Annotated in this window: 18 protein-coding genes; 13 read left to right on the plus strand and 5 right to left on the minus strand. The window is 37.0% G+C overall.

The features are described from left to right. The first annotated feature begins 186 nt into the window (after positions 1-186). Positions 187-288 (plus strand): YjcZ family sporulation protein, encoded by a 102-nt coding sequence (locus tag V7150_RS15635; protein WP_335520059.1) that lies wholly within the window; start codon positions 187-189, stop codon positions 286-288. A gap of 24 nt (positions 289-312) precedes the next feature. Continuing rightward, positions 313-450, plus strand: a complete 138-nt coding sequence (locus tag V7150_RS15640) for a YjcZ family sporulation protein (protein ID WP_335520062.1) — start codon at positions 313-315, stop codon at positions 448-450. 389 nt (positions 451-839) lie between these two features. Here the strand turns inward: V7150_RS15640 and V7150_RS15645 are convergent, their stop codons facing one another. Then, positions 840-2,579: an AAA family ATPase gene (locus V7150_RS15645; RefSeq protein ID WP_335520065.1), complete on the minus strand. Its 1,740-nt coding sequence runs from the start codon at positions 2,577-2,579 to the stop codon at positions 840-842. A gap of 145 nt (positions 2,580-2,724) precedes the next feature. Continuing rightward, positions 2,725-2,985 carry a hypothetical protein gene (locus V7150_RS15650; RefSeq protein ID WP_335520068.1) on the minus strand — a complete coding sequence of 87 codons (261 nt, stop codon included), beginning with the start codon at positions 2,983-2,985 and terminating at the stop codon, positions 2,725-2,727. A 311-nt stretch (positions 2,986-3,296) separates the two neighbouring features. On the opposite strand from V7150_RS15650, the gene V7150_RS15655 reads away from it, so the two are divergent. From V7150_RS15655 to V7150_RS15675, 5 genes are all read left to right on the plus strand, one after another. Further along, a complete protein-coding gene (locus V7150_RS15655) occupies positions 3,297-4,877 on the plus strand; it encodes a peptide chain release factor 3 (protein ID WP_335520071.1) in 1,581 nt (526 codons plus the stop codon). Positions 4,878-5,141: 264 nt separating this feature from the next. Beyond that, positions 5,142-5,618 carry a hypothetical protein gene (locus V7150_RS15660; protein WP_335520073.1) on the plus strand — a complete coding sequence of 159 codons (477 nt, stop codon included), beginning with the start codon at positions 5,142-5,144 and terminating at the stop codon, positions 5,616-5,618. Positions 5,619-5,836: 218 nt separating this feature from the next. Continuing rightward, on the plus strand, positions 5,837-5,995 hold the full coding sequence (locus tag V7150_RS15665; RefSeq protein ID WP_335520076.1) for a hypothetical protein: 159 nt from the start codon (positions 5,837-5,839) through the stop codon (positions 5,993-5,995). A gap of 82 nt (positions 5,996-6,077) precedes the next feature. Then, on the plus strand, positions 6,078-6,824 hold the full coding sequence (gene sigI / locus V7150_RS15670) for an RNA polymerase sigma factor SigI (protein WP_335520079.1): 747 nt from the start codon (positions 6,078-6,080) through the stop codon (positions 6,822-6,824). Beyond that, positions 6,821-7,936, plus strand: a complete 1,116-nt coding sequence (locus tag V7150_RS15675) for an anti-sigma factor domain-containing protein (protein WP_335520080.1) — start codon at positions 6,821-6,823, stop codon at positions 7,934-7,936. Before sigI ends, V7150_RS15675 begins: the two co-directional genes overlap by 4 nt. A gap of 41 nt (positions 7,937-7,977) precedes the next feature. Here the strand turns inward: V7150_RS15675 and V7150_RS15680 are convergent, their stop codons facing one another. Both V7150_RS15680 and V7150_RS15685 read right to left on the minus strand, forming a co-directional pair. After that, positions 7,978-8,181 carry an alpha/beta-type small acid-soluble spore protein gene (locus V7150_RS15680; protein ID WP_283922418.1) on the minus strand — a complete coding sequence of 68 codons (204 nt, stop codon included), beginning with the start codon at positions 8,179-8,181 and terminating at the stop codon, positions 7,978-7,980. 104 nt (positions 8,182-8,285) lie between these two features. Then, positions 8,286-8,639 (minus strand): DUF3905 domain-containing protein, encoded by a 354-nt coding sequence (locus V7150_RS15685; protein ID WP_335520083.1) that lies wholly within the window; start codon positions 8,637-8,639, stop codon positions 8,286-8,288. Positions 8,640-8,774: 135 nt separating this feature from the next. Between V7150_RS15685 and V7150_RS15690 the strand changes: the two genes are divergently transcribed. Further along, a complete protein-coding gene (locus V7150_RS15690; protein WP_335520086.1) occupies positions 8,775-8,936 on the plus strand; it encodes a hypothetical protein in 162 nt (53 codons plus the stop codon). Then, entirely contained in the window at positions 8,936-9,061 is a 126-nt protein-coding gene (locus V7150_RS15695) for a hypothetical protein (RefSeq protein WP_335520089.1), read from the plus strand. The genes V7150_RS15690 and V7150_RS15695 overlap by 1 nt, the downstream gene beginning before the upstream one ends. A 22-nt stretch (positions 9,062-9,083) precedes the next feature. On the opposite strand, the gene V7150_RS15700 is transcribed toward V7150_RS15695, so the two are convergent. After that, a complete protein-coding gene (locus V7150_RS15700; RefSeq protein WP_335520091.1) occupies positions 9,084-10,826 on the minus strand; it encodes a B12-binding domain-containing radical SAM protein in 1,743 nt (580 codons plus the stop codon). 344 nt (positions 10,827-11,170) lie between these two features. Between V7150_RS15700 and V7150_RS15705 the strand changes: the two genes are divergently transcribed. The 4 genes from V7150_RS15705 to V7150_RS15720 all read left to right on the plus strand — a co-directional run bounded on the left by V7150_RS15705 (position 11,171) and on the right by V7150_RS15720 (position 16,557). Next, the gene (locus V7150_RS15705; protein WP_335520093.1) at positions 11,171-12,184 is read left to right on the plus strand and encodes a 2-oxoacid:acceptor oxidoreductase family protein; all 1,014 of its coding nucleotides are present in this window, start codon (positions 11,171-11,173) and stop codon (positions 12,182-12,184) included. Next, complete coding sequence (locus tag V7150_RS15710; protein ID WP_335520097.1) at positions 12,184-14,478, plus strand: thiamine pyrophosphate-dependent enzyme; 2,295 nt, start codon at positions 12,184-12,186, stop codon at positions 14,476-14,478. The genes V7150_RS15705 and V7150_RS15710 overlap by 1 nt, the downstream gene beginning before the upstream one ends. Before the next feature lie 257 nt (positions 14,479-14,735). Then, positions 14,736-15,845, plus strand: a complete 1,110-nt coding sequence (locus V7150_RS15715; RefSeq protein ID WP_335520100.1) for a PAS domain-containing sensor histidine kinase — start codon at positions 14,736-14,738, stop codon at positions 15,843-15,845. Positions 15,846-15,978: 133 nt separating this feature from the next. Next, on the plus strand, positions 15,979-16,557 hold the full coding sequence (locus tag V7150_RS15720; RefSeq protein WP_335520168.1) for a metalloregulator ArsR/SmtB family transcription factor: 579 nt from the start codon (positions 15,979-15,981) through the stop codon (positions 16,555-16,557). The last annotated feature ends 61 nt before the right edge of the window (positions 16,558-16,618 follow it).

Below are 16,618 nucleotides of genomic sequence, written 5' to 3' on the forward strand. Positions count from 1 at the left end.
AGTATATCCTAAACCATTTTTCCACTAGTGCCAAGAACATAGGACAAACATTCATTATGGATAAAAGCATATATGCAAATGGGCTTATTCTTTTTTTTCAAAACTAATTAATATGGATATGTGTCTATCGCACATTTTTATCTAGGTGAATAGGATATATGGAATTCAATAAAGGAGGTAATGTTAATGTCTGGTGCTGTTGGTGGCTTTGGCAGCGGATTTGCCCTACTTGTCGTTTTGTTTATTTTGTTAGTCATTATCGGGGCTTCTTGGGGTTGCTGTTTCTAATAATATAAAAAAGGAGGAAATATAATGTTTGGATATGGTGGTTTTGGAGGATATGGATATGGCTACGGTGGTTGTGGTTGCGGATTTGGCGGCGGTTTCGCATTAATCGTGGTGTTATTTATCCTTCTGATTATTGTCGGTGCAGCTTGTTTTAGATGGTAATCAGATAAGCTCCAGTGCTAAAAGCTCTGGAGCTTTAAAGCTTTTTTAGTGATAATCACAAAAAAACGCCGGGTTATACCAGCGGTTTATTTTGGCTATTAGGAAAGTATAAATTTTCCAAATTTATACTTTCCTAACGCATAAGTGCAACTACGCCTCTGTCTTCGCCCTTAGGGGCTCGCCAATCGGCGAGTTTTCTTTATGCAAAGATGGCGATTTGGTTCCATCTATAAGGCAGTTAATAAAATGTAAAAAAGCCAGAATGTAAAAATATGTGCATCTGGCTTTTGTTTATCCAGCATTAACGAGTAGGATGACCACCTTTTCAAGTCTTTAAGGGAACAATAAACGAAATGGGGGAAAGGCCCCCCAATGATTGTAGTTTTACTTTAAGCGAAAACAATGCTTTCAGTGATATTTTTCGATTTTTCCCAAACTATTGTTTCCACTTCAGAGCCTTCTAATGTTTCTTTCTTTAATAATGCATCAACCAATTGCTGATACTGATGTTGATGGTCATTGATTAGGATTTCAGCTTTTTCTAAGCCTTTTGTAAAGAGTTCCTGCATTTTTGTTTCTTTATCCTGTTTACTGAATGTCAATGTAAAACCGTCCTGAAGCATTCCGATATCCACCATATGTTCGATGATATGTTTTGCCTGCTGGACGTCGCCGCTAACACCGATACTATGTTCACCAAGAAACATTCTTTCAGCAACACCGCCAGCCAAAACCATGGCAACACGGTCGAGTAGATCAGAGGTTGTCGACAATTGCAGCTCCTTTGGAATTGGTGCTACATAACCAAGAGCCTCTCCGCGAGGGATAATAGTAGCTTTTCTAACGGAACCAGGCTTAGTTAACGATGCGACAATAGCATGTCCTGCCTCATGGATGGCGACCCTTCGTTTCGTGTCAAGATCTTGTAAGGAACGAGAGGTGCTTCCTAAAATGGTCCTGTCGAGGGCATAATCAAGGTCATGCTTGTAAATCATATCCTGACCATTTCTTACTGCTCGTCTGCTTGCTGTTTCAAAAAGAGACTGAAGTTCAGCGCCCGAGAATCCTGAAGTACTTTCTGCCAGCTCGTCTAAGGAAGCAAGAACATCATCTGCAAGAGATTTCCCTTTCGTATGGATATCAATAATTTCTCTTCTTCCCTTTGTATCAGGAAGTGGTACATGAAAGGAGAAATCAATTCTTCCTGGCCTTAGGAAGGCTTCGTCAAGCATGTCTTTTCTATTTGTAGCTGCAATAAACAAAATTCCATCATTAGAATGACCGCCATCAAGCTGAACTAGAAGTTCAGTTAAGGTTTTTTCTGCCTCCTCACCGCCATGTGCCTTTCGTTTACCTGCTAAGGCATCAACTTCATCTATAAAGATAACAGCTGGCCCTTGTTTTCTTGCTGTTTGGAACAAGGACCGTACACGGCTGGCCCCGACTCCAACAAACAGTTCATTAAAAGCAGATCCACTAGCAGAGAAAAAAGCTGCATTTAATTCACGGGCGATTGCTTGAGCTAATAAGGTTTTACCCGTTCCTGGAGGCCCGTACAATAATATTCCTTTAGGTGGTTTAATCCCTAATTTTATTGCCCGTTCTGGCTCCTTTAACGTAAAGAGTGTTTGCATTATTTCTTCTTTCATTTCCTCCCCAAGTCCACCTACATCTTCTAAGCTTATAGTAGGAAGGGGACGTGACTTTGAGACGCTGTTCTTCATTGAATTAGGAAAGCCTAAGCCACCCTTTGTTTTTTGCAAGGCAAACGCGGAGCCCGCAAGTAATAGAATAACACCGCCCATAATCCACTTTCCATAACGGCTGCTAGTGGAATAAGAATATTCGATATTATATTTTTCAACAAGTTTATCAATCATTTGACTGTTTGGTGGTACATGGGAAACGTATTCTGATTTTCCTGCTTTTATTTCTAGGCTGCCATCAGCTCGTTCAGTAAGAGTAACTGGTTCACCATTTTGCGCTTGAATCGTTTTTTCAACTGAAGAGAATGGAATGGCGACCTCATTATTTAAAGTTTGGACATACCAAACGATCCCTGCAACGACAACAATAAAAATCGTAAACAACGGGATAAACTTTGAAACTATTTTTTTGCTTTGATTCATCCAACCTCATCTCCTTTAACAGGGTCATCTTCTATTATAAAGGAACTTCCAGATAAATGGATGTGGGAATCGGTGGAAGATAAAAAGCGGAAGAAATTACAGAAAAAAACACACTACCAAAATGAGGAAAGTGTGTTTTAGAAGTCTATGATAATAAGCGAAGATGCGGAATAATCGGCATTAGTACACTTTGAGCAAGGACACCAATGCTTACACCAAGGCTCGATGCTTTACTCCATTTAAAAACATGAACTTTTTCGTCTTTTCCTTCATACAAAAATAATAGCTGTTCACCTTCTTCAGCAATGCCAATTTTATTAAAAGTAACGTTATTTTGCTTTAGGACAATTTCGAACGCTTTATGTATTAATGCTAAGGTCTGTTGATCAAAATTATTAATTTCCATATTTCCTCCTAGGGGAAGCTTTATATATATTCTTATACCATCATTATATTATTTTACCATAGGGGATAAAAGAAAAAATCAGTGTCAATCAATTGAAATATTGCAAAGTTACCATTTGCAAGATAAGATTGAAGTTATGGACAAAAAATTTTTCCTTGCTTTAACGGGCAGTAAACTCTTGAAGCGGGTAAAATAACGATTTCGGTGTTAAACTGCCCGTAAAAGCCCGATTCGTTCAACTAACCTTAAGTGGGAAAAAGATCTCAAACTTAGGGTAGTTTCACTTCATTGTCAAAAGAGAGGAAGACAAGATGGGTAAAAATTTTAGAGAAGACGTATTATCGCGCCGGACATTTGCGATTATTTCCCACCCGGATGCCGGTAAAACGACACTTACGGAAAAATTATTATTGTTTGGTGGAGCTATTCGCGATGCCGGGACAGTAAAAGCAAAAAAAACAGGGAAATTTGCTACAAGTGACTGGATGGAAATTGAAAAGCAACGTGGAATTTCCGTTACTTCCAGTGTAATGCAATTTGACTATGAAGGATTCCGAGTCAATATTTTAGATACTCCTGGCCACCAGGATTTCAGTGAAGATACCTATAGAACGTTGATGGCTGTCGACAGTGCGGTCATGATTGTCGATTCGGCAAAAGGGATTGAGGAACAAACACTTAAGTTATTTAAAGTATGCCGTATGCGTGGAATTCCAATATTTACGTTTATGAATAAACTAGATCGCCAAGGAAAGGCACCGCTTGAGCTGCTTGCTGAACTAGAGGAAGTTCTTGGAATCGAATCGTATCCTATGAACTGGCCGATCGGAATGGGAAAAGAATTCCTTGGGATTTATGACCGATTTAACAATCGAGTTGAACAATTTCGTGTAAGTGAGGCTGAACGATTTATCCCATTAAATGATGATGGGGAAATTGTAGGGGATCATCCATTAAAAACTTCCGGACTTTACGACCAAACACTTGATGAAATCATGTTGCTAAATGAAGCGGGAAATGAGTTTTCAGCCGAAAAAGTGACAGCAGGTACATTAACACCTGTGTTTTTTGGAAGTGCGTTAACGAATTTTGGTGTTCAAACATTTTTAGAGTCGTACTTGAAATTTGCCCCAGTACCAATGGCGCGCAATTCATCAATTGGAGAAATTGATCCATTAGGTGAACAGTTTTCAGGCTTTGTGTTTAAAATTCAAGCCAATATGAATCCTGCACACCGTGACCGGATTGCCTTTGTACGAGTTTGTTCAGGGAAATTTGAACGTGGGATGACCGTTAATATTCCACGTTTAGGAAAACAATTAAAGCTTTCCCAATCTACTTCCTTTATGGCGGAAGAACGAAATACAGTCGATGAAGCGGTTAGCGGCGATATTATCGGGTTATACGACACAGGCACTTACCAAATTGGGGATACACTGACCACTGGTAAGGATGATTTCCAATATGAACGATTGCCGCAGTTTACACCGGAATTATATGTTAAGGTCTCGGCTAAAAACGTAATGAAGCAAAAATCATTTTATAAAGGCATCGAACAGCTTGTCCAAGAAGGAGCAATTCAGCTCTTTAAAACTGCTAGGATGGAAGAATATTTATTAGGAGCCGTTGGCCAGCTTCAGTATGAAGTATTTGAGCATCGGATGAGAAATGAATACAATGCTGAGGTTTTAATGGAACGTATGGGTTCTAAAATTGCACGTTGGGTTGAAAATGATTCGGTGGATGAAAATCTTTCTAATTCACGCAGCATGTTGGTGAAAGATCGGTATGACCATTTTGTATTTTTATTTGAAAATGAATTTGCACTAAGATGGTTCCAAGAAAAAAATCCTACCATCAAACTGTACAATCCAATGGATCAGCAAGAATAGAAAAACTGAGACTTCTGTCCAAAGACAAAATAGAAAAATCAGCAGCGGGAATACTCCCGCTGTTTTTTTGCTTAATTATACAACTGAAAACTAAGATAAATGCCTTGAAGGAAGCAGTAAAATGGAATACCAAGAGCTGTATATAGCATTTTTCAGAAAGATATGGTTGGGAAAATTTTGTTACCCTGTTTTTTTTATATGGAAATGGATAAGCTAAATTGAGGAGTTTTTTCTGAAATTGCTATATAGAAACGGGATTTTACAATGAAAAAAGTGAGCAAATTGGAAGCTGTTTTATGGAATATTGCATTTCCTGGTTTCAGTCAATTGTTAACAGGCCATTATATTAAAGGAATATCATTTGTTGTCTTGGAATTTGTTATGAATATTAATAGCCGCTTTAACCAGGCGATCATGTATAGTTTATTAGGCGAAATAGGAAAGGCTGAGGCGGTCACAAACTACCAATGGCTTATGTTTTATCCATGTATTTATATGTTTTCTATGTGGGATGGCTACCGCTCAGCTATGCCTGCGGATGAAAAATATTCCTATTTTCCTTTTGTTTTTTGTGCATACTTTGTCACCGTTGGTTTAATGATATCTCCAATAGTGACGATTTTTCATATACACCCTGGTCCAGTTTTTTTACCGATGCTATTTTTAATTCCAGGACTGTTAATTGGGTTTTTATTAAAATTTTTATTAACTAAAAAACTTCATACTAAACAATTATCATAATGCTTTAAATCAGGATTTTCTGGTTTGAAGCATTTTTTGTTTAAAAAAAATACTTATAAACCCCCATAAACTATTTCAGAGGAAACGTACCTTTGTAGTGAAAAGCGGCCGCAAAAATTATCGAGTTGAAGAAATTGGTGATGCTGACAAGTCTAAAAGAATTGAACAAAATCACAAAATGTGTCTTTGAAAAAATCAGTTAACATTAACTTTCGATAATGGGAAAGAAGAAAATCAGCAACAAAAGAAATAAAGCAGCAAGTGAAAGAGAAAAAGTAAGAAGCAAAGAAAATAAACTGGAAGTTAAAAAAGAATTACGTAACGAAAAAATCATTAATTCCGTAAACAATAAACCGAAAAAAGGTAGCCATTATTGAAGGCTATTTTTTTAAAATGCTTCCCCGAAAAAAGTCAAAAATAACATTTTTATGTTATAATTGGTCGAATCGAGGTGAGCAAATGCTAAGTTTATTGTTTATGACCAAGAAGAAAAAAAGAACTCTGGAAGAAACGGTTCTTTTAATTCAGCAAGGTGATCGCCACTTGCTTGATGAACTAATTGATGCTTATAAGCCTTTTATTGCAAAAACAGTATCTTCCGTTTGTAGACGATATATTTATGAATCCGATGATGAATTTAGCATTGGTCTTATCGCATTTAATGAAGCTATTGATAAATATTCTAAAGAGCGAGGCAGTTCTCTATTGAGTTTTTCAGAAGTGATCATCAGACGAAGAGTTATTGACTATATTCGTAAACAGACAAAAAATCAACATATTAGTATCGATATAACCAATGCAAGTCAAGATGAAGACTCAGCAGGATCAGTCATAGTTAATGAACTATCTCTTGATGATTTCCATAAAAAGAATGATGAGAAATTAAGAAAAGATGAAATTCTTAATTTTCAAAAATTATTAACCACCTTTGATTTAAGCTTTAGCGACTTAGTTGAAAATTCACCCAAGCATGCTGATGCTAGGAAAAGCGCCATTATGACGGCGAAATTGATAGTCGATAACCCTGAACTTAAGGAATTATTATTTGAAAAAAAGCGGCTTCCCATTAAACAATTAGAAAAAATGGTGAAGGTAAGCAGAAAGACGATTGAACGGAACCGAAAATATATTATTGCGATTGCACTAATATTATCTAATGATTATGTGTATATGAAGGATTATATAAAGGGGGTCCTAGATACATGAAAAAAGGAATTATAATGGAAATAGATGATGCTTTTTTAACTCTTTTAACCCCCGAAGGTGAGTTTTTCCGTACAAGGAGACAAGACCACCCTTATTCGATCGGTGAAGAAATTCACTTTTTTCCGATTGAAAGCAAAAAATCTGATAAATCATTAGATTCATTAAAGAATTTGTTTACATTAAAAACGGTCTGGGTCGTGATGGCAGCCCTATTCATTTTTATTGGCTCATTTATCCCACTTTATCAAAATAATAACGCATATGCCTATATGTCTATTGACGCGAATCCAAGTATCGAGCTTGCTGTAAATAAAAAAATGCAGGTTGTTGAGTTAGCTGGTTTCAATGAAGAAGGAAAGAAAATCATTTCAAAACTTAATGATTGGAAGAAAAAAGATGTTTCTGAATTAACAAAGTCCATTCTAGTTGAAATGAAAAATGCAGGTTTTATTACAAATAATGAACATGTCATTATATCTACAGTGCGGACAAAACAGCCTGAGGAAAAAGCGGAAAAAGAACTGCAAAAGAATATGAGTAAGATCAAAGAAACTGTCAATAATCAGCAGTTAGATCTTAGTGTACTTACAGCTACTGAAAATGATCGAGAAAAAGCACATGAACTTGGCATATCAACAGGAAAATACCAAGAAAAAAAGAATCAGTCATCGCAAAAGAAGAAACTAAAGTCAATTGAGAAAGATCAAAAACAAAATTCCCTTTCATCAGAGGATGAAAAGGTGATTCCACCTGGACAATTAAAGAAACAGTTAGAAAATAACGCTGATCAAAACTTAGGATTAACTGAAGACTCTGTAAATAAAACGAATCGTCCGGAAGAAACTTCGATCCCTCCAGGGCAATTGAAAAAAGCGGATGAAGAACAATGGAAACAAAATCAAGGGCAATCCCAAAAACAATTTCAACAACAAGAAAATACATACCAACAAAATAAGTGGGATCAGAAACAACAAGAGAAACAAGAGAAACAAAATGAGAAACAAGAGAAACAAAATGAGAAACAAAAAGAGAAACAAGAAAAACAAAATGAGAAACAAAATAATTCTAATCAGAATAATCAAGGGAATCAGAAAAATCATAAAAACAAGTAAAAGTCCGGCTAAAAACCGGACTTTTTTCCATAACTATTTAATTATTGTTTGGTAAACTGGCCAGACATTTGGGCTTGTGCTTGTTGTACAAGCCTTTTCGTTATCTCGCCGCCTACGGATCCGTTTGCTCTTGATACTGTATCTGAACCTAATTGAACGCCAAATTCTTGGGCAATTTCGTATTTTACCTGGTCTAAATACTGCTCAATCCCAGGTACTAATAATTTGTTCCTGCTATTTGCCATTCTGTTCAACTCCTTTATTCATACAGAGATTTTTACCTCTGTAAATGTATTATTTATTTACTGTGCTATTTTCATAAGTGGTAATGTTTTGCCAAACTGGATATTTAATCTGTCCCCTTACTAACATCATTTGTAGGATGCATAAAGGGGGAAGCTTGAGGTTGTCTTTTTCTTTCAAGCAGCTCGCGATTTTCCGTTGTATTCCAGCCAATATCATTCGTAGGATGAACCCATTCATCTCCGGCCATTATCGAGGGGTCTGTATCCTTTGTCCAGTTCTCTAAAGGAGAATTTTCTGAGGCATACATACTGTCACCAATGGTCACACCATGTTTATTAACAAAAGGAGCCTGCATTTTGATACCAGTACCTTCAAAGCTTGGAGCATTGATTTGATGTGGCATCGTTTCATTGATAGTTAATTGCTCAGAAGCCTGTTTGTTTTTTTGTTTTTTCATTTTTGTACACTCCCTTTTTCCTCTTATTTTTCTGAGTTAACATCATTTTTATTTATGAAAAATAAGGAAAGGAATGATTCACCCTGATTTGTTTAAAACTAAAGGTGTACGAATAACAAATAGGAGGATTAGGATATGGCAAAACGAAAGGCTGAATTTGATGCAGTAACAAAATATACAAAGACTCCTCATAAAAATGTCCAGGAAAGTGAATTTTCAGCAGAATTCACCGATAATAATAATGCTATTCGATTTGCAAACCGTAATTCAAAATTAGGAAAAAAGAATAGAAGCTAATGGGCAGCCGTAGAAAAACACCTCCACGGATACATGTTGAGGAAATCAGTGTTGAAATTGGCGATGTAAACGGAGTTAAGCTTTATGAAAAGAAAAATAAAAACAAAGCTTGGAAGGAAAAATAAGCCGGAGGCATCCGGCTTATTTTTAGTCTTTAAACGGAAAAATCAGTGTTTGGTCATTTGTCGGGTCAAAGTAAGCTAATAAATTTGCAGGATGCTTTTCAAGTTTTCCTGTTGTTAAATATGTTTGTAAATCAAAGGTAAGCTCTTCAAGCAGTGTATGCTTAAACAATTCTTTTTCATCGAGATTCAGTTCGAGAAAATCATTTCCTAAAAGGTTTGGATTCTCGAGAATCTGTTTAAACAAAGCTGTCCGATTATTTTTATCTATTCTTGCTTCCCACCAAGGTTTTCTAGGCTTGTATTTATGGTTTTTTAAATAATCATATTTCATTAGCCCGATGATAACATCAAGATTGTCCACTGATTTCTTCTCAAGAAAGGAGTATAAGCGGCGGAATAAATCTTCCAGCTGGTGGCCGATTCTAGACCAACCCCGTTCATCCCAATAGGAACCAAAATCCTGGAAGAAATCAAATGGAGAAGGGAAAACATTTGTAACTAAATATTCTACCGTAAAATCCATTCGATGGGCGTTCCAGTATTTCTCCAAAACGTCCTCCACTTGTTTAATTCTAACAATATCATCAAAAGATAGGACATTATTACTTAAGATTTCATATGGAGAATGATCCATATATACATATTGATGTTCTGCTGAACGAAGCCGTATTCCTGTTCCACGCAACATTTTCAAAAAACCTAATTGTAATTCTTCAGGTCTCATTTCAAAAACATCGTTGAATGTTTTGCGGAAAGATGAATAGTCCTCTTCTGGCAGACCGGCAATCAAATCGAGATGCTGATCAATTTTTTTGCCTTCTTTTACCATTGTGACCGTTCTAGTCAGCTTTGAAAAATTTTGCTTGCGCATGACAAGCTCATTTGTATAGTCGTTAGTTGACTGAACGCCAATTTCAAAGCGGAAGAGTCCCTTTGGTGCCTCTTGATTAAGAAATTCAATTACCTCAGGACGCATTATATCAGCGGTAATTTCAAATTGGAACACAGTTCCGGGAAGATGTTCATCGATGAGAAAGCGGAACATTTCCATTGCATAGCTTCTACTAATATTAAAGGTACGGTCAACAAACTTAATTGTTTTTGCTCCATTTTCCATTAAATAACGAATATCGGATTTTATTTTTTCTCTGTCAAAATATCTTACCCCGACTTCAATGGAAGAAAGACAAAACTGGCAGCTAAATGGACAACCCCTGCTTGTTTCAATATAGGTGACTCTTTTCCCTAGATCCTGAATGTCTTCTGGGAAACGGTATGGTGATGGAAGTTCTTTAAGATCAAGCTTATTCATTTGCGGGGTGATCTTCACTTTTCCATCCTCACGATAGGCAATTCCGTGGACATTGCGATAGTTTTTAGTTGTTTCGATTTCATTAAGCAACTGCTTAAAGGTTAGTTCCCCCTCGCCGATGACAATAAAATCGACATCAGGAGATTTTTCCATCCATTCAGCCGTATCGTATGTTACTTCTGGTCCGCCTAATACGATTATGATAGTTGGATCCACTTTCTTAAGCATATTAACTACTTTGAGCGTTTCTTCGATGTTCCATATATAGCAGCTGAACCCAATCACCGTTGGTTTTGCCTGATAAAGGTCAGAGACAATATTCATAACTGGATCCTTGATGGTGTATTCCTTCATTTGGATCGTAAATTCCGGAGCGGCATAAGCCTTTAAATAACGTATTGCAAGGTTTGTATGGATGAACTTTGCATTCAAAGTAGAACAAATGACATTCATAAAAAAGCTCCTTTTTGGTAATAAAACAAAAAATAATTATATCCTATTTTTGACCAAAATGGTAGCGTACAAACGTTGAAAGAGTGGAACTTAAATAAATACAATTTTCAATAGAAAATCTGTTATACAACAATTTTGATTCTGTAATATAATTGGAGGGTTTTGTAAATCCCGTTATATTAATGGTTTATTAAGAAAAACTAATGTGTTACAAAAAATAATGGTAGATGTTTGATTTTTGTCACAGCAAAATAAATGTAAGTGTCCTACAATAACTTTGGGGAAGTAAAAATTTTTATGTCTATTTCGTGAATTTATTTGAACGAAATTAGGGGAGGGACATTATGTCTATTTTACCGAAAAAAAATGAACTGGGATTTTTTGAAATCCGTTTAGAATCAATTGGAGGTCTCGGAGCGAATTTAGCCGGAAAGATGTTGGCGGAAGCTGGTGTTCTAAGTCTTGGCTTAAAAGGTTCGAATTTTTCGTCATATGGATCAGAAAAGAAAGGTTCTCCGGTAAAGAGTTTCATTCGCTTTTGTGATCCAGATGTAGAAATTAGAGATCATAGCCCAATCGAACAACCCCATATTGTGGGGGTTTTCCAAGAGGCACTATATAAAACAGTTAATGTAGTCAGCGGCTTGGATGCTGATGGTATCGTCTTAGTAAATACTGAAAGAGATTTTGATGATGTTAAAAGGGATCTTCAGTTGGAATATGGTACGCTTGCTATTGTTGATGCCTTAACGATTGCAGTTGAGGAAAAAACAAAGGTGAATACAGCGATGCTTGGTGCTTTATATCGTATTTGTGATTTTCTGGATCCGGAATCAATGAGAGATGTGATTCGGAAAACTTTTACAAAAAAATATCCGCATCTAGTTGAACCAAATATCCGTACGTTTGACCGTGGCTATAATGAAGTTCAATTTAAAACATATACAGTTCCAGAAGGTGCTGAAGGTAAGGCCTTCACACGCCCGTTGCCACAGCTTGGCTATATGACCCAGGAAATCGGCGGTGTCATAGTTTCACAAGCAAATAGTATTTTTAAAGATTTAAGTGGTTCACGTCAAGGATTCATTCCCGAGTTACAACACGAAAAATGTATTCATTGTGCAGCCTGTGATAATGTTTGTCCGGATTTTTGTTTTGTTTGGGAAGAGGGAGAAGATAAACGCGGCAGAAAGCAAATGTTCCTTAAAGGTATTGACTATCAATACTGTAAGGGTTGCTTAAAATGTGTGGAAGCATGTCCAACCAATGCCTTAAGGGATCTTCGTGAAGTGCTTGGGTATGCTGATGAAAACCGTGTGAAGCAAAACTTTCCGTATATTACAGGAGGGGTACTCTAATGGCAATTTTAGAAGATAATTTAACTGCTGAAGGTATGGCAGAACAAATATCAACATTTGAGTCAGGAAATGAAATGGCTGCTACTGCTGCCGCTCAAATTAACTATCATATCATGGGCTATTTTCCAATTACACCTTCAACTGAAGTAGCCCAATTTTTAGATCAAATGAAAACACGCGGCGAGCATGATATCAAGTTGATACCTGCAGATGGAGAGCATGGCTCAGCAGGTATTTGTTATGGTGCAGCTGTAACAGGTGCGCGCGTGTTTAATGCTACGAGTGCAAATGGATTCTTATATATGCTTGAACAAATGCCAGTGCAATCAGGAACTCGATTTCCAATGGTTATGAACCTAGTTACCCGTGCTGTCAGCGGACCACTTGATATTCGTGGAGATCACTCCGACCTTTATTATGCACTGAATACAGGATGGGTTATTTTAACAGCTAAAACGCCACAAGCCGTTTATGATATGAATATTATGGCGTTAAAAATTGCAGAACACTCAAAAGTACGCCTGCCTGTTATTGTTGCTTATGATGGATTTTTTACTTCACACCAAAAACGCAGGGTTGAATTCTTTAAAGACCGTAATGTTGTACAGCAATTTGTTGGTGAATGTCCAACTGATTATAACTTTGTCAGGGATTTGAGCAAGCCGGTAACCATCGGGTCTCATATGAGTGGTGATGATTTCATTAACAATCACTTTCAACAATCAGAAGCGATGTACAATGCCGGTGAAGTATTTAAAGAAGTTGCTGCTGAATATGCGAAACTTTCAGGCAGAGAATATCCTGTTCTTGATTTATATAAAATGGAAGATGCAGATGTAGCATTATTCCTATTAAACTCAGCAGCAGAGTCGGCTAAAGATGTTGTGGACCAGTTGCGTGAAAAGGGAATCAAGGCAGGGGTGATCAGCCCTAATATTATCCGCCCATTCCCAGCAAAAGAGATTCGTGAAGCCCTAAGAAATGTAAAAGCATTATTGGTTGGTGAGCGTGCCGATTCTTACGGTGCAAATGGACCTAACTTAACACATGAAGTGAAATCGGCGCTTCAAGATGACAAGAACAACAAGACAATCGTGTTAAGCCGGGTATTCGGTCTTGGCGGTAAGGATTTCTATGCTACCGATGCGCAGGCTTTCTTTGATATGGCGATAGATGCAATGGAAAAAGGTTATGCTGAAAAGCCGTTTGACTACTATGGTCATGTTCCTGGCAACCTTGAGAAAATTCTTAAACCGGTCATTTTGCCCCAGCATGGTGATGTATTTAAAACGGGTTTAATTGATGTAAAAATGGATGAAGAAACAAATAAGTTAAAGGTAAAAATCCCACCGCTTCGTGCTCTTACAGGAAAACCGAAACGGATAGCATCCGGTCACGGGGCATGTCCGGGATGCGGAATTTTTGCTGGTTTAGAGCTATTCTTTAAAGGGATAGAAGGTGATATTGTTACCCTATTCCAAACAGGCTGTGCCTATGTAACTACAGCAGGCTATCCAAGCACCTCTCATAAGCAAACGATGATACACAATTTGTTCCAAAATGGCGCTGCAACATTATCTGGTACTCTTGAAGCGTTTATGGAATTAAAACGCCGTGGTGAAATCAAAGTATCTGACGATGCAACGTTTGTGATGATCACTGGTGATGGCGGGATGGACATTGGTATGGGCTCTGCGATTGGAACGGCACTAAGAGGTCATAAGTTGATTATGCTCGAATATGATAATGAGGGCTACATGAATACTGGGTCACAAATGTCTTATTCTACACCATTGGGTCATATGACAAGTACATCAGGTATAGGGAAAGCCCAGCGCGGAAAAGCATTCCATCATAAGGATACTGCGCAGATCATGGCTGCTACAAATTTGCCATACGTATTTACAGGTTCCGAGGCCTTCCCGCAGGACTTAGTTAAAAAAGGTGCAAAGGCACAATGGTATGCACAAAATGTTGGCACAGTTTACGGAAAAATTCTCATTACATGTCCATTAAACTGGAAATCTGATGACCGTTTCAGTACAAAAATTGTTGAAGCTGCTGTTGATTCTTGCTTCTTCCCGCTTTATGAAGTAGAGCAAGGAGTCACAACGATTACGTATAATCCAGAGGGAAAGAACAAACGTATTCCACTTTCCGAATGGTTAAAATATATGGGTAAAACAAAACATCTTCTAAAAGACGAGAACAAACTAATTTTAAAAGAGTTTGAAGAAGAGGTTGAAATGAGATGGCAGCGCCTAAAGGCTAAACACGAAAATCCAATGCTATAAATTGAAAAGCAGAAGCGTCCCGTATAGCGGCGTATGGACTAGAGCATGACTTTTATTGAGGTTTAATAAGGAAAATTATTTAGAAACGCAAAGCGTACTTTTATGCTTTGCGTTTTTGTATTTTATGACATCGGTTAATCTTTGTAAAAAGTGGAAAGTGAAAATTTGGTTGACGGAAGGAAAGGAATTTAATCGTATTATGTAGAATATATGACTTAAATTATGTTTGATTAAAGATGTTCGCGGGGTGCTATAAGTTGGAGAAGCAGTTCGATCAGGTAGATACTATACCACTTGATATAAATGATGAGCAGACGCAGGAAACAGTTTTACTGGGGAGCGAACAAAAATATAGAAAGATTTTTGAAGATTCTATTGACGGACTACTTCTCTGGGATAATGGGCATCGTATTGTTGATGTAAACACAGCCGGTGAGAGAATGATTGGTCTGCCAAAGAGAAAATTAATCGGTAAGCGGGTTTATGATTCATATTCCCAGTTAGATGGGAAAAAGCAAGAAATATTAAGACATATTGATCAGCTTCTTAATAATGGACAAACGACATCGACAATCATTTTTGAGATGGAAGATGGCAAGAATAAATTTTTTGAATTCTCTTCAAAACTGGATATTGTAGAGGGAGTGAATTTAACAGTATTTAAGGATGTAACAGAAAAAGTAGTGATGCAAGAACAGCTGCGGAAATCAGATACACTAAATGTAATTGGTGAACTTGCGGCGGGGATTGCCCATGAAATACGAAATCCTATGACTGCCTTGAAAGGATTCATTCAATTACTTGAAGGTAGTATCACAAAAGAGCATTCGATGTATTATCAAGTTATCACTACGGAATTACAACGAATTGATTCGATTATTAATGAGTTTTTAATACTTGCTAAACCTCAGGCAATTAGATTTCAGGAAAAGGATATTAATCAAATTATGAAGGAAACTGTTGACCTGCTGACTGCGCAGGCAGTTCTTTACAATGTCCAATTTGTAACAAAATATGATAATGGGCTTCCACTGGTTTTTTGTGAACCAAATCAAATGAAAAAGGTCTTTATTAATTTTATTAAGAATGCTATTGAGGTAATGCCTTGTGGCGGGAATATTTCGATTACCATTAAGAAAATGGAAAATCAGCAAATTCAGATTAAAATCCAGGACGAAGGAACGGGGATACCGAAAGAAAAAATAAAAAAGCTTGGTGAACCGTTTTACACGACAAAAGACAGAGGAACAGGTCTTGGTTTGATGGTAAGCTTTAGAATCATCGAAGAACATAAAGGAACCATCAACATTGAAAGCGAAGAGGGAAAAGGCACAATTTTTTACATAAACTTACCCATTAAATCATAATAAAAGTAACCCATTGGTTTAAAAACACTTCCTTAAAGTTCTAGAAGTGTTTTTTTAACTATTGACAGTACAATGTAATTTTGATATTTATCTAATTAGATAAATATCAAAGCGAGGAGATTGAAAGAGTATGATTCAGCTGAACCGTATTGTTGCGTTTTATAAAACAATGGGAGATCCAACAAGAGTCAGGATTGTTGCTCTTTTAGCAAAAGGACCTTTACATGGGCAGGCAATTGCAGGCAAACTTGGTTTAACTGCACCTACGATTACACATCACATAAAAAAATTACGGGATATTCATGTGGTTTATGAACGGAGAGACAAAAATACGATTTACTTCTATTTAAATGAATCAATGATTAAACAGCAGGCACAGGTGCTTACCCAGTTACTTGAAAAAAGAGGGGAGGAGCTGGAGGATATGGTGGAATCAAGTTTAGAAAGGCAAAAAACAATCGGAAATTTTTTCACAAAGGAAGGAAAGCTGAAAAACATTCCTGCTCAAAGGAAGAAAAAATTAATGGTGTTTGAACATATTGTTAGTGGCTTAAAAAGAGGCAAAAAATATGATGAAAAAGAATTGAATGAGTATATCAAGCAATTTCATGATGATTATGCGACAATTCGCAGAGAATTCATTATTAATCATTACATGTACCGAGAAAATAGTATTTACGAACTCAATCCAGAAGAAATGTGGGCTAAATAAAGAAAACTCACCGATTGGCGAGCCCCAAAGGGCGAAGACAGAGGTGAAGTTGCACTTATGC

Origin of the sequence: Neobacillus drentensis (assembly GCF_036965245.1) — a bacterium.
Classification (GTDB): Bacteria; Bacillota; Bacilli; order Bacillales; family Cytobacillaceae; genus Neobacillus; species Neobacillus drentensis_G.